13 protein-coding genes are annotated in these 12,072 nt (G+C 70.3%); 5 read left to right on the top strand and 8 right to left on the bottom strand.

Annotated features, from left to right (window positions below; translation table 11 throughout):
• Positions 1–22: 22 nt before the first annotated feature.
• Complete coding sequence (locus ACIOEW_RS23330) at positions 23–379, bottom strand: VOC family protein (protein WP_362542640.1); 357 nt, start codon at positions 377–379, stop codon at positions 23–25.
• Positions 379–1,176: a trans-aconitate 2-methyltransferase gene (locus tag ACIOEW_RS23325; protein ID WP_401965622.1), complete on the bottom strand. Its 798-nt coding sequence runs from the start codon at positions 1,174–1,176 to the stop codon at positions 379–381. Before ACIOEW_RS23325 ends, ACIOEW_RS23330 begins: the two co-directional genes overlap by 1 nt.
• Positions 1,177–1,265: 89 nt before the next feature.
• On the opposite strand from ACIOEW_RS23325, the gene ACIOEW_RS23320 reads away from it, so the two are divergent.
• A complete protein-coding gene (locus tag ACIOEW_RS23320) occupies positions 1,266–1,763 on the top strand; it encodes a MarR family winged helix-turn-helix transcriptional regulator (RefSeq protein WP_401965621.1) in 498 nt (165 codons plus the stop codon).
• Here the strand turns inward: ACIOEW_RS23320 and ACIOEW_RS23315 are convergent.
• Positions 1,722–2,543 (bottom strand): LuxR C-terminal-related transcriptional regulator, encoded by an 822-nt coding sequence (locus tag ACIOEW_RS23315; protein ID WP_401965620.1) that lies wholly within the window; start codon positions 2,541–2,543, stop codon positions 1,722–1,724. The two genes, ACIOEW_RS23320 and ACIOEW_RS23315, sit on opposite strands and share 42 nt — an antisense overlap.
• A gap of 267 nt (positions 2,544–2,810) precedes the next feature.
• On the opposite strand from ACIOEW_RS23315, the gene ACIOEW_RS23310 reads away from it, so the two are divergent.
• A complete protein-coding gene (locus ACIOEW_RS23310; RefSeq protein WP_362542634.1) occupies positions 2,811–3,254 on the top strand; it encodes a GNAT family N-acetyltransferase in 444 nt (147 codons plus the stop codon).
• Between the two features lie 16 nt (positions 3,255–3,270).
• On the opposite strand, the gene galK is transcribed toward ACIOEW_RS23310, so the two are convergent.
• From galK to galT, 3 genes are read right to left on the bottom strand one after another with little or no spacing between them, the layout of a single operon-like run.
• Entirely contained in the window at positions 3,271–4,437 is a 1,167-nt protein-coding gene (galK, locus tag ACIOEW_RS23305) for a galactokinase (RefSeq protein WP_401965617.1), read from the bottom strand.
• The gene (gene galE / locus ACIOEW_RS23300; RefSeq protein ID WP_362542628.1) at positions 4,434–5,414 is read right to left on the bottom strand and encodes a UDP-glucose 4-epimerase GalE; all 981 of its coding nucleotides are present in this window, start codon (positions 5,412–5,414) and stop codon (positions 4,434–4,436) included. Before galE ends, galK begins: the two co-directional genes overlap by 4 nt.
• On the bottom strand, positions 5,411–6,454 hold the full coding sequence (galT, locus tag ACIOEW_RS23295) for a galactose-1-phosphate uridylyltransferase (RefSeq protein ID WP_362542625.1): 1,044 nt from the start codon (positions 6,452–6,454) through the stop codon (positions 5,411–5,413). Before galT ends, galE begins: the two co-directional genes overlap by 4 nt.
• A gap of 224 nt (positions 6,455–6,678) precedes the next feature.
• On the opposite strand from galT, the gene ACIOEW_RS23290 reads away from it, so the two are divergent.
• Together ACIOEW_RS23290 and ACIOEW_RS23285 are read left to right on the top strand one after the other, a co-directional pair.
• On the top strand, positions 6,679–8,349 hold the full coding sequence (locus ACIOEW_RS23290) for a sodium:solute symporter family protein (protein ID WP_401965615.1): 1,671 nt from the start codon (positions 6,679–6,681) through the stop codon (positions 8,347–8,349).
• Positions 8,350–8,364: 15 nt separating this feature from the next.
• Complete coding sequence (locus tag ACIOEW_RS23285) at positions 8,365–8,661, top strand: hypothetical protein (RefSeq protein WP_401965613.1); 297 nt, start codon at positions 8,365–8,367, stop codon at positions 8,659–8,661.
• A gap of 36 nt (positions 8,662–8,697) precedes the next feature.
• Here ACIOEW_RS23285 and ACIOEW_RS23280 read toward each other — a convergent pair whose 3' ends face one another.
• Positions 8,698–9,393: a LuxR C-terminal-related transcriptional regulator gene (locus ACIOEW_RS23280; protein WP_362542966.1), complete on the bottom strand. Its 696-nt coding sequence runs from the start codon at positions 9,391–9,393 to the stop codon at positions 8,698–8,700.
• 212 nt (positions 9,394–9,605) lie between these two features.
• Between ACIOEW_RS23280 and ACIOEW_RS23275 the strand changes: the two genes are divergently transcribed.
• Positions 9,606–10,052, top strand: a complete 447-nt coding sequence (locus ACIOEW_RS23275) for a hypothetical protein (RefSeq protein ID WP_401965611.1) — start codon at positions 9,606–9,608, stop codon at positions 10,050–10,052.
• Between the two features lie 71 nt (positions 10,053–10,123).
• Here ACIOEW_RS23275 and ACIOEW_RS23270 read toward each other — a convergent pair whose 3' ends face one another.
• Positions 10,124–12,052, bottom strand: coding sequence for a PQQ-binding-like beta-propeller repeat protein (locus ACIOEW_RS23270; protein ID WP_362542614.1), 1,929 nt, complete (start codon positions 12,050–12,052; stop codon positions 10,124–10,126).
• Between the last annotated feature and the right edge of the window lie 20 nt (positions 12,053–12,072).

The following is a 12,072-nucleotide window of genomic DNA, read 5'->3' as shown; positions in this document are numbered from 1 at the left end:
GCCCCCCAATTGCCGGACCCTCTCAGGGTTCCAGGAACTCCAGCCGGTTGCCCACCGGGTCGTGGCTGAAGAAGCGTCGGTGGCCCGGCAGGTCCCCGTCCCATCGCACCTCGGCGCCGCGCTCCGTCAGCCGGGCCGCGTACGCCTCGATGTCCCGCACCCGCAGGCCCGGGTGGGCCTTGCGGGCCGGGCGGAAATCCGCCTCGACGCCCAGGTGGAGCTGGACCGGGCCGGCCTGGAACCAGCAACCGCCGCGGGCCGCCAGGACCGGCGGCTTGGGGATCTCCGTCATGCCGAGGATGTGCACGTAGTACGTGCGCAGCGCCTCCTCCGATCCTGCGGGGGCGGCCAGCTGGACATGGTCGACGGCGGCGATCATCACTTCTCCCGGTGTGCGACGGCGAAGATGCGACGGAACGGGAAGACCGTGCCGTGCGGGCCCGCGGGATAGGCGGCACGCAGCAGGTCGCGGTATTCGGCGAGGAAGGCGTCCCTGGCCTCCTCGTCGTCGGCGAGGGCGGTGAGGAGCGGGCGGAGCCCGGTGCCCTTCACCCAGTCGAGGACGGCGTCCTCGCCGTGCAGGAGGTGGAGGTAGGTGGTCTCCCAGACGTCGGCGGTGCGGCCGGGAGCGGTGAGGCGGTCCAGGTAGCCGGCGGGGCTCAGGACCGCGTCCGTGTGGCGCAGGCGGCCGCCCAGGCGGGAGCGCCAGCGCGGGGACTCGGCGAGTTCGCGCATCAGGGCGTGCGAGGGCCGGCCGAAGTTGCCCGGGACCTGGAGGGCGAGGGTGCCGCCGGGGGTGAGGGCGTCCAGCCAGTCCGGGAAGCGGTCCGCGTGGCCGGGGACCCATTGGAGCAGGGCGTTGGAGATGATCAGGTCGTGCGGCTGCCCGGGGGTCCAGGTCGCGGCGTCGGCCTCGGCGAAGTCCAGCAGGGCGGTGGCGTGGGCGCGGGCCCGGTCCAGCATCTGCGGGGAGTTGTCGTAGCCGGTGATGCGGGCCGTCGGCCAGCGCGCGGCAAGCAGGGCGGTGACGTTGCCCGCACCGCAGCCGAGGTCGGCGATCCGGGGGGCGGGGGCGCCCGGCAGCTCGGGGACACGGGCCAGCAGGTCGCGGAAGGGGCGGGTGCGGTGGTCCGCGTGGCGCAGGTACTGCTGCGGGTCCCAGGTGGGTGCGGTCATGTACTCCAGGATCAACCCGAAAGTATCTTGATGTCAAGACACTTGAATTCAAGAGACTTCATGTCGACAGACCCTCTACACTGATCCACATGGAGGACGAGGTCGACCGACTGGTCGCTGCATGGCGCCGAGAGCGCCCCGACCTCGACGTGGAACCACTCGAGGTCCTCAGCCGCGTCTCCCGCCTGGCCCGCCATCTCGACCGGGCCCGCAGAATCGCCTTCGCCGAGCACCACCTGGAACCGTGGGAGTTCGACGTCCTCACGTCGCTGCGCCGCGCCGGCGACCCGTACCAGCTCTCCCCCGGCCAGCTCCTCACCCAGACCCTGGTCACCTCGGGCACGATGACCAACCGCATCGACCGGCTGACCAAGAAGAATCTCGTCGAGCGGCTCCCCGACCCCAGCGACCGCCGTGGCGTGCTGGTCCGGCTCACCGCCGAGGGCCGCGACAAGGCCGACCAGTCACTGGCCGGCCTGCTCGCCCAGGAGCGCGCCATCCTGGGCGAACTGTCCCGTCGGCAGCGGGGCGAACTGGCGGGACTGCTACGCCAGTTGACCGCCCCGTTCGACAACGTCCCCGGCTAGGACCGGCACCGGGGCCGGTGCTTCCAGGTCGGCCGGGCCGACGCCCGCCCGCCGGGCCAGCGCGACGGCCGCCAGCGTCGAGTGCACACCCAGCTTCCCCAGCACGTTCTGCATGTGCGTACGCACGGTGTGCGGGGAGAGGAAGAGCCGCTCCGCCACCGCCTTGCGGCCGAGTCCCGCCACCATGCAGCGCAGCACCTCACACTCGCGCGGGGTCAGGGACTCGACGAGCTCTTCGCTCTCGGTGCGGTGTTTGCGGTCCGCCATCAGCTCCCGCAGCACGCCGGTGAGCAGCGCGGGCGGCAGATGCGTCTCGTCGCGCAGCACCCCCCGGATCACCGCGAGCAGCCGTTGCAGCGAGCTGTCCTTGGCCACCCAGCCGAAGGCGCCCGCCTGGAGTGCGCGCGCGGCCCTGCGCGGGTCGTCCTTCTCGGCGAGCACCACCGTGCGCACCGACGGCCGCAGCGAACGGATGCCGGCCACCAGGGAGATGCCGTCGACCAGACCGTCCTCCCCGGTGTTCGGAGCGGGCACCGGAACCGGGCCCACGGCCGGGCGGCCCGGCGGGCGCACGATGCCCAGCTCGGCGTCGACCAGTATGACGTCGTAGCCGCGCCCCTCGGCCGCCGCGCGTTCCAGACAGCGCAGTGCGGCCGGGCCGCTGCCCGCCGCGGCCACGTCGACATCCGGCTCGGCGGCGAGCGCCGCGGCGAGTGACTCGGCGAAAATGCGGTGGTCGTCGACGACGAGAACCCGGATACGGGCCACAGTCACCCCCATGCTGTGTGTTCTGGGGGCGCCCGAAGCGTGCGACCCCCGGCAGGGACGGACCGGCGCGGGTGCGACGCCCGAGCGGGGAGTTGAACCGCAGTCCACGGCCGCCGCCGTGGTCCGACTGCCATCCCGCCCGGGCGTCGCACCCGGCTGTCTCGTACCCCTGAATCAGCACCGGCCCCCGCCGGTGCTGTGCATCAGCGTACGGGCGGCAGCCCGGAGCGGAAGGAGATTCACAGAACTGACGGGAGGTCGGGTCCTAGGGTGTTGTTCATGTTCCGTCTTGAGACAGAAGTGGACAAAGAACGACGTCAGCTGCTGAACAGGTTGCTGCGTGACGACAACACCGCACGCTCACCGCGGATCCGCGCCCTGCGCGACACACCGGCCGCGCTCGAAGTCCCCTTGGAGGTATGGGCGCTGGACGCGGAGGGCCGGCTCGCCGCGGGGCTGACCGGCCGCACCTGGGCGTACTGGCTCCATGTGGATCTGCTCTGGGTCGACGCCCGCCACCGCGGTTCCGGCCTCGGCTCGCGGATGCTCGCCGAGGCGGAACGGGTGGCCAGGACGGACCGGTCCTGCACCCGCTCCCGGGTGGAGACCTGGGACTTCCAGGCCCCGGACTTCTACCGGAAGCGGGGTTACGAGGTGAGCGGTCGGGTCGAGAACTACCCTCCCGGCGTCACCGAGTTCACGCTCACCAAGGAGCTCGGCTGAACGGCTCGCGCCCGGCTCAGACGAGCCGGCGGGCCCCCGCCGACGGCGTCGCGGGGAAGACGCCCGGCGCCGCGTAGCCCGCCGCGGCGAACGCCTCCTGCACGGACTTGGTGACCGTGTCCGCCTGCGACTCCTCCACGAGCACGATCGCCGAGCCGCCGAAGCCGCCGCCGGTCATCCGCGCGCCGAGTGCACCGGCGGCGTTCGCCGTCTCGACGACCAGGTCCAACTCCACGCAGGAGACCCGCAGATCGTCGCGGAGCGAGACATGGCCGGCGGTGAGGACCGGGCCGGCCGCGCGCACCTCGCCGGAGTCGAGCAGCGCGATGACCTGCTCGACGCGCTGGTTGTCGCCGACCACATGGCGTACGTAGCGCACGACGGACTCGTCCGCGCCGGACGCGGCCAGGGTGCCGAGCGCGGTGCCCAGTTCCTCGTACGGAAGCTCGCGCAGGGTACGGAGGCCGAGGAGGCGGGCGCCCTCCTCGCAGCCCGCGCGCCGCTCCGCGTAGGCGCCGTCGCCCAGCGCGTGCTTGACGCGGGTGTCGACGACCAGGAGCCGCAGGCCCTGGGCGGCCAGGTCGAAGGGGACCTGGCGCTGGGTGAGGTCGCGGGTGTCCAGGTGCAGGGCGTGGCCCTCGGTACAGCAGGCCGATGCCATCTGGTCCATGACGCCGCAGGGGACGCCGACGAACGCGTTCTCGGCGCGCTGGGCGAGGACCGCGAGCTCGGCGGGGGTGAGCCCGAGCCCGAAGAGGTCGTTCAGGGCCAGCCCGGTCACCACTTCGAGGGCGGCGGACGAGGAGAGCCCGGCGCCGGTGGGGACGGTGGAGGACAGCTGGATGTCGGCACCGGTGATCTCGTGGCCGGCCTCGCGCAGCGCCCAGACGACACCGGCCGGGTAGGCGGCCCAGCCATGTCCTTCGTGCGGGACCAGCTCGTCGACGCGGAGCTGGACGACACCGCCGGGCACATCGGTGGAGTGGAGCCGCAGTTCGCCATCGGTACGGCGGCGGACGGCGGCCCGTGCGGTGTGCGGCAGCGCGAGCGGCATCACGAAGCCGTCGTTGAAGTCGGTGTACTCGCCGATCAGGTTGACCCGGCCGGGGGCGGCCCAGACCCCCTCGGGCCCGGTCCCGTAGAGCTCGGTGAAGGAGGCGGTCAGCTCAGCGTTGTCGGTCATGGTGCGGTGGGCTCCTCTCGGCGGGCGAACGTCCAGGCGTCGGAGACGATTCCGGCCAGGTCGGCGCGGGACGGCTGCCAGCCGAGGCGCTCCCTGGCGGTGGCGGCGGAGGCGACGAGGACGGCCGGGTCGCCGGCGCGGCGGGGGGCCGCGGTCTCGGGGACCGGGTGGCCGGTGACCTCGCGGACCGTCTCGATGACCTCGCGGACCGAGAAGCCGTTGCCGTTGCCGAGGTTGCAGATCAGGTGCTCGCCCGCGGTGGCGGCGTCGAGGGCCAGCAGGTGGGCCTCGGCGAGGTCGGCGACGTGGATGTAGTCACGGACGCAGGTGCCGTCGGGGGTGGGGTAGTCGTCGCCGTAGACGGAGATCGACTCGCGCTGCCCGAGCGCGACCTGGAGGACCAGCGGGATGAGGTGGGACTCGGGGCTGTGCCGCTCGCCGCAGCTGCCGTAGGCCCCCGCCACGTTGAAGTACCGCAGTGAGACCGCGGCCAGTCCGTGGGCGGCCGCCTCACCGGTGATCATGTGGTCGACGGCGAGCTTGGTGGCGCCGTACGGGCTGGTCGGGGCGGTGGGGTCGGCCTCGGTGATGGGGCTGGAGACCGGCTCGCCGTAGGTGGCTGCGGTGGAGGAGAAGACGAGGGTGCGCACCCCGGCGTCGCGCATCGCGGCGAGCAGGGCGGTGGAGCCGCCGACGTTGTTGACCCAGTACTTCTCCGGGTCGGCGACGGACTCGCCGACCTGGGAGTACGCGGCGAAGTGCAGCACCCCGTCGTAGGAGGAGTCCAGCCACTTGGCGGCGTCCTGGATGCGGCCCTCGATGAACTCGGCGCCGGCCGGGACACCCTCGCGGAAGCCGGTGGAGAGGTCGTCGAGGACGGTGACGGTGTGCCCGGCCTCCAGCAGGTGCTGGGCGACCACGCTGCCCACATATCCCGCGCCGCCGGTCACCAGGTACTTCTTCGGGGACTTGCTCACTCGCTCGCTACCTCTCGCAGTCGCTGGGCCGCGGTCTCCGGCGGCACGTCGTTGATGAACACGTTCATGCCGGATTCGGAACCCGCGAGGAACTTCAGCTTGCCGGAGGTACGTCGAATGGTGAAAAGCTCCAGATGGAGCGCGAAGTCATCCCGTCCCCCGACTCCGAACGGCGCCTGGTGCCAGGCGGAGATGTACGGGGTCGGCGGCTCGCCGGGGCCGAAGATCCGGTCGAATCGCCTCAACAGTTCCAGATAGACCTGTGGGAACTCCGTGCGTGCGGCCTCGTCGAGCTCCCGCAGGTCCGGGACGCGGCGGCGCGGGTAGAGATGAACCTCGTACGGCCAGTGCGCCGCGTACGGGACGAAGGCCACCCAGTGCTCGCCGGCGAGCACGATCCGCGAGCCGTCGGCCTCCTCACGGGCCAGCACGTCGTCGAAGAGGTTGCCGCCGGTCTCGGCGCGGTGGTCCGCGGCGGATCGGAGCATCAGCTCGGTGCGCGGGGTGACGAAGGGGTAGCCGTAGATCTGGCCGTGCGGGTGGCCGAGCGTGACACCGATCTCGGCGCCCCGGTTCTCGAAGCAGAACACCTGCGTGACCTGGGGGAGCTCGGCGAGCTCGGTGGTGCGGTCGGTCCACGCCTCCAGGACGAGTGCGGCCTGCTCCTCGGTGAGGTCGGCGAACGACGCGTCGTGGTCGGAGGTGAAGCAGACGACCTCGCAGCGGCCGGAGTCGCCGGCAAGCGAGGGGAAGCGGTTCTCGAAGACGGCGACGTCGTAGTCCGGCTCCGGGATCTCACTCTGCCGGCCCTCCTGCGAGGGGCAGAGCGGGCACTCGTCGGCCGGCGGGTGGTAGATGCGGCCCTGGCGGTGCGAGGCGATGGCGACGCTGTCGCCGAGGAGCGGGTCGCGGCGGACCTCGGACGAGGTGGAGACGGGGTCGAGCGGACGCCGGTCGACCGCGTCGCGCACGACGTCGTCACGGCTGTCGTAGTAGATCAGCTCCCGGCCGTCGGCGAGCGTCGTAACCGTCTTCTTCACCAGACTCCTCCCAAACAGAACCGAACACAATGAACCACAAATCAACAGGCTCGTCAATGAGTCGGCACCTATGGAGTGACGGGGATCTCGCGGGGTTGAGGCCGGAGTTTCGGGCAATACGATCACAATCCAACAAAGAACCTCATGGGAACTGTTCATTTTCTGAACACAAGAGCGTAGTTTCCTTCGGGTTCAGTTCGCGCAACGAAGCGAGTACCCCCCACATGCAATATCTGGCTGCAGGGCTCCGGCTCCCCACGAACGGGCTCGACTACACGATCCTGGCGATCTACTTCGCCGTCGTTCTCGGCATCGGCTTCGCCGCCCGGGCGAGCGTGAAGACGAGCCTCGACTTCTTCCTCTCCGGACGGTCACTGCCCGCCTGGGTGACCGGTCTGGCCTTCGTCGCGGCGAATCTCGGTGCCACCGAGATCCTCGGCATGGCGGCGACCGGCGCGCAGTACGGCGTCGCGGTCGTCCACTGGTACTGGATCGGCGCCATCCCGGCGATGGTCTTCCTGGGCCTCGTGATGATGCCCTTCTACTACCGGTCGAAGGTGCGCTCCGTACCGGAGTTCCTCCTCCAGCGGTTCGACAGGTCAGCGCACCTGCTGAGCTCCATACTCTTCGCCTTCGCGGCGATCCTGATCGCGGGCGTCAACCTGTACGCCCTGTCGATCGTCGTGGAGGCGCTCCTCGGCTGGCCGCAGTGGGTCGCGATCGTGGTCGCGGGCCTCTTCGTGCTGATCTACATCACCATCGGCGGGCTCTCCTCCGCGATCTACAACGAGGTGCTGCAGTTCTTCGTCATCCTCGCCGCGCTGATCCCGCTGACGCTGCTGGGCCTCAAGCGCGTCGGCGGCTGGGACGGGCTGACCGGTTCGCTGGAGAAGAGCCACGGCCAGGACTTCCTGTCCGCCTGGGGCGGCACGGGCATCGGTGACGCCAACCCCCTCGGCGCCAACTGGCTGACGATCATCCTCGGCCTGGGCTTCGTGCTCTCGTTCGGCTACTGGACCACCAACTTCGCCGAGGTGCAGCGAGCCCTGTCCGCGAAGAACCTCTCGGCCGCGCAGCGCACCCCGCTGATCGCCGCGTTCCCGAAGATCTTCATCGTCTTCCTGGTGATGATCCCGGGCCTGGTCGCCGCCGTCCTCGTACCGAAGATCGGCACCCCGGGCTCGGACCTGACCTACAACGACGCGATCCCGCTGCTGATGCAGGAGCTGCTGCCCAACGGTGTGCTCGGCATCGCGGTGACGGGTCTGCTGGCCGCGTTCATGGCCGGCATGGCCGCCAACGTCTCCTCGTTCAACACGGTGTTCACCACGGACATCTGGGCGCGGTACGTGAAGAAGGACCAGCCGGACGCGTACTACCTGAGCTTCGGCCGGCGGATCACGGTGGTCGGTGTGCTGGCCTCCATAGGCACGGCGTTCATCGCCGCCAGCTTCTCCAACATCATGAGCTACCTCCAGACGCTGTTCTCCTTCTTCAACGTCCCGATGTTCGTCGTCTTCATCATCGGAATGTTCTGGAAGCGCGCCTCGATGAAGTCGGGCGTCTGGGGTCTGGTCGCGGGTACGACCGCCGCGATGATCAACTACTTCGTGATCTACAAGCAGGGTGTCATCGACATCCCTACCGACCAGGGCGCCAACTTCGTCTCCGCGATCGTCGGCTTCGTCGCCGGTGCGGTCGTCATGGTCGTCGTCACGCTGTTCACGGCCCCGAAGCCCGAGGCCGAACTGGCCGGTCTGGTGTACGGAACCGAGTCACCGGACGCCGACGAGGTGCCCGAGGAGGGCGACAGCGCCTGGTACCGCAGGCCCGCGCTGCTGGGCTGGGGTGCGATCGTGCTCGCCGCCCTGTGCTACATCCCCTACTCGTTCTGATCGGAGTAACTCACCATGTCCGACCTGCACAAGGAAGTCTCCGACCTGGAGCGGAAGTCCGCCACGGCGGCCCGGCTGTTCGACATCCGGACGATCATCGGCGGTCTCTTCGTGGTCTACGGAGTCATCGTCACCATCGCCGGGATCAGCCCGTCCGAGGCCGACCTGAAGAAGGCCCAGGGCGTCCACATCAATCTGTGGACGGGGCTCGCCATGCTGGCCCTGGGGCTGTTCTTCCTGGTCTGGCTGAAGCTGCGCCCGGCCCAGCCGCCGGCCACCGCGCCCGACGCCGGCGACGCGCCCGGCAACTGACGCATCGCCACCACCACCGGCAGGGGCCGGACACCGTCAGCCGACGGGGTCCGGCCCCTGCCGTGTCCCCAGGGCCGCCCGGTCCAGCAGACCCGTACGGGCGGCGAGCGCCGCAGCCTCCAGCCGGGAGCCGACGCCCAGCTTCATGAGCACGCGCTGCACATGGGTACGGGCGGTGCTCGGCGCGATCCGCATACCGACCGCGATCAGCCGGGTGTCCTCGCCCTCGGCGACCCGGACCAGGACCTCCACCTCGCGCGGGGTGAGCATCTGCAACAGCCTCCGGCCCTCGTCGTCCGGCTGCGCGGCCGGGTTGAGCAGTTCGGCGAAGGCGCCCTGGAGCAGCTGCGGCGCGATGGCCGCCTCACCGGCGCATGCCTTGACGATGGCCCGCTCGACACCCTCGATGCGCTCGTCGTGCCGGACGTACCCCGCGGCGCCCGCCGCGAAGGCGGCCGCGATGCCTCGCGGACTGGGCACCGGGCCGAGGACCACCACTGCGGTCTGCGGGCGCTCGCGCCTGATCCTGACGACCGGGTCGAAGGTGCCCGGCTCGGCAGGTGCCGCCGTGCCGAACAGGCAGATCTCCGGAGCCCTGCTGACGACCAGTTCCGCCGCTCCGGAGGTCGGCGCGGCAGCGGCGAGCACCCGGTGTCCACGTAGTTTCAGCGCCGAGGCGAGTGCCTCGGCCAGTAGTCGGTGGTCGTCGATCACCATGAGCCGCACGCCCATCGAGAAACCCCCCATAGCACCAGCAGGCCCCCCGGCCCTCTTCAGACCCGGCAAGTTACACGCTTGTTCGAGGTGGCGGGCACCTTAGCGGCCAGAAGGATCGAGATAGCCGACTTCGGCTGCTTTCGCAACGAGTTGATGACTCATCATGGCCGAATTCAGACTGTTGTAACCTGCCTACTGACCAGTACAGAGCACCTTCTGGGGGAATCGTGCGTCTCAAGAAAACTCTGCTCGTCTCCGCAGCCACGTGTGCCGTGCTGGCGGGACCCGCGTTCACCGGCACGGCTGCCGCCGCCTCCAACGTCACCGGCGAAGACGTCTCGACGACCTGGGGATACGCCGAGGTGAAGGCCGCCTGGAGGCTCAACCCGTACAAGCTCGACCCGCTCTACCTGTACGTGAAGGACAAGGACGCCGACGGTCACTCGGTGGGCGTGCGTCTGATCACCACCGGCGACGCCGGAACCCACTACTTCCCGATCCACCGGGTCTCCACCGGTGCCGGCACCGCATGGGGTGCGACGAGCTACGCCAACCCCGGTGGCTGGATCAGCACCGCACGGATCGAGCTGTGCCAGATGGAGGGCAGCACCATCCTGAAGTGCGTCTCGTCCGGCATCATGTACCCGGCCTACGACGACAGCAGCAGCTCCTGACCTCGTTGCGGGCGGGACATGCGTGAGGGGGTGGAGCCGGCCGGCTCCACCCCCTCACGCGCATCCGGCGGTCAGCTCGTGCTGAACGAGACGACGAGGTACTCCTTGTCGTCCAGCGAGCTCTCCCGCGGCTTGCTGACCATCGTCTCCGAGATGTACAGCTTGCCGTTGCCGTAGATGTACTCGGCGTAGTCCGAGGAGAAGCTGGTCTCCGCGTCCCGGACGGACTCGTCGCCCGGGTTGTCCATCAGCACGGTCTGCTTGAAGGTGGCACCGTCGATGGAGACGATCTGGCCGCCCTTGTCGTAGGGGGGCTCCTTGTACGCGATGATGTTGCCGCCGTCCATGCGCACCGGGAACATCGAGTAGCGGTCGCCGGCGTCGGCGCGGTCACTGGTCGGCTTGCCGGTGGTCAGGTCGAACGAGACGATCTCGTTGGTGTTGCCGTACTCCCCGGTGCCCTCGTGCTCCTCGGTGGGCACGTAGACGCGGTTGTTGCCGACCGCGAGGTGCTGGCAGCTCTCGACCTTGGTGGCGCGGCAGCTCGCCGCGTACTTCTCGCCGTCCGCCGCGATCCTGGTGAGCAGCTTGCCGCTGGCGGCGTCGATCGAGAAGAAGTCCGAGATGCCGCTGCCGTCACCGGCCGTGTCGCCGACGTCGGCCGCGACGACCAGCGGCTTGGTGGAGACGATGCTCGCGTAGTCGACGCCGGGCGGCATCTTGTACGAGGAGAGCGGGGCGCCCGTCGTCGGGTTCAGGGCCTGGATGACGAGCTGCGGGTCGTCGTACGTCCCGCACTTGCGGACCACGGCCAGTGCCTCGCCGCCGCCGTACCCCTTGTCGTAGCAGCCGTCCGTGCTGACCTTCGGCTTCCAGCGCTCGGCGCCGGTGTTCAGGTCGAAGGCGGCGCCGCCCTCGGTGCCGCCGGCGGCGACCGTGGTGCCGCTGAGGGTGATCTCGTCGAACCTGACCGGGCGGTCACCGCCGGTGGACGCGGTCACCGACTTGCTCCACAGGAGCTTGCCGGTGTTCAGGTCGAGGGCGCCCACCTGGTTGCAGGTGGGGTACTTGTTCGCCGCGGTCCGCTTGCCCTCCTCGAAGGCGACGGCCGTCTTGAAGTCCTTGCTCATGTGCCGGGAGGCGGCACACAGCTGGCCGTCCAGCGGGATCGACCAGAGCTTGGTGCCCTTGGCGGGGTCGTAGCCGACGACCTCGTTGACGCCCGTCTTCACGTACGCCTTGTCGGTCAGCCAGGAGCCGGCGACCGTGGTGACATCGGTGACCTTGGGCTGCGGGAGCTGGAAGCCGACCTGGGCCTTGATGTTGGCCGGGGCCTTCTCCTTGCCGCCGCCGCCGAGGCTGCTGCCCGAACCGCCCTTGTTCTCGCCGGTGGTGCCGGCGGAGGTGCCGGCGGAGGTGGACGCCTCGTCCTTCTTCTTGTCGCCGCCGCTCGACGCGAACCAGACACCGCCGCCGATGATCAGTGCCACGGCGACCACCGCGGCGACGATGATCTGGGACTGGGTGGAGAACTTCTTCGGCCCGTTGCCGCCGGGCTGCGGCGACTGGTACGGCTGCTGCATCGGGGTGGTCGGGTAGCCGTAGCCCTGCTGCGTCGGCTGGCCGGGCGGGAAGCCGTACCCCTGCTGCGGCGCCTGGCCGGGCGGGAATCCGTAACCGGACGGCTGCGCCGGCTGGCCCGGCGGGGGTGTCTGCGGGAATCCGTAACCGGGCTGCGGCGGCTGGCCCTGCGGGTAGCCGTAGCCGGGCTGCTGCTGGGGCGGGCCCGCGGGGGGCGGGGAGCCGTAGCCGCCCGGGGCCGGGGGCGGCGGGGTGGCCGGCTGCTTGCCGAACGGGTCTGCGGGCGGCGGCGTCGGGGCACCGAAGCCACCCGGCGGCGGGTCCTGCGGGGCACCGAAACCACCGGGCGGGGGGTCCTGCGGCGCGCCGAACCCGCCCTGGGACGGGTCGTTGGGCGGCGGCTGGGGCGGCTGCGTCATGGCGTTGCGTACCTCTGGAG

The organism is Streptomyces sp. NPDC087901 (assembly GCF_044742205.1).
GTDB lineage: Bacteria > Actinomycetota > Actinomycetes > Streptomycetales > Streptomycetaceae > Streptomyces.
The sequence above is the reverse complement of the archived record's forward strand: the minus strand, read 5'-3'. Positions and strand labels throughout refer to the sequence as shown.

Bases quoted from the DNA above. Each gene is read 5' to 3' on its own strand.
- ACIOEW_RS23330 (WP_362542640.1), bottom strand. From the start codon at position 379: ATGATCGCCGCCGTCGACCATGTCCAGCTGGCCGCCCCCGCAGGATCG.
- ACIOEW_RS23325 (WP_401965622.1), bottom strand. From the start codon at position 1,176: ATGACCGCACCCACCTGGGACCCGCAGCAGTACCTGCGCCACGCGGAC.
- ACIOEW_RS23320 (WP_401965621.1), top strand. From the start codon at position 1,266: ATGGAGGACGAGGTCGACCGACTGGTCGCTGCATGGCGCCGAGAGCGC.
- ACIOEW_RS23315 (WP_401965620.1), bottom strand. From the start codon at position 2,543: ATGGGGGTGACTGTGGCCCGTATCCGGGTTCTCGTCGTCGACGACCAC.
- ACIOEW_RS23310 (WP_362542634.1), top strand. From the start codon at position 2,811: ATGTTCCGTCTTGAGACAGAAGTGGACAAAGAACGACGTCAGCTGCTG.
- galK (WP_401965617.1), bottom strand. From the start codon at position 4,437: ATGACCGACAACGCTGAGCTGACCGCCTCCTTCACCGAGCTCTACGGG.
- ACIOEW_RS23290 (WP_401965615.1), top strand. From the start codon at position 6,679: ATGCAATATCTGGCTGCAGGGCTCCGGCTCCCCACGAACGGGCTCGAC.
- ACIOEW_RS23285 (WP_401965613.1), top strand. From the start codon at position 8,365: ATGTCCGACCTGCACAAGGAAGTCTCCGACCTGGAGCGGAAGTCCGCC.
- ACIOEW_RS23280 (WP_362542966.1), bottom strand. From the start codon at position 9,393: ATGGGCGTGCGGCTCATGGTGATCGACGACCACCGACTACTGGCCGAG.
- ACIOEW_RS23270 (WP_362542614.1), bottom strand. From the start codon at position 12,052: ATGACGCAGCCGCCCCAGCCGCCGCCCAACGACCCGTCCCAGGGCGGG.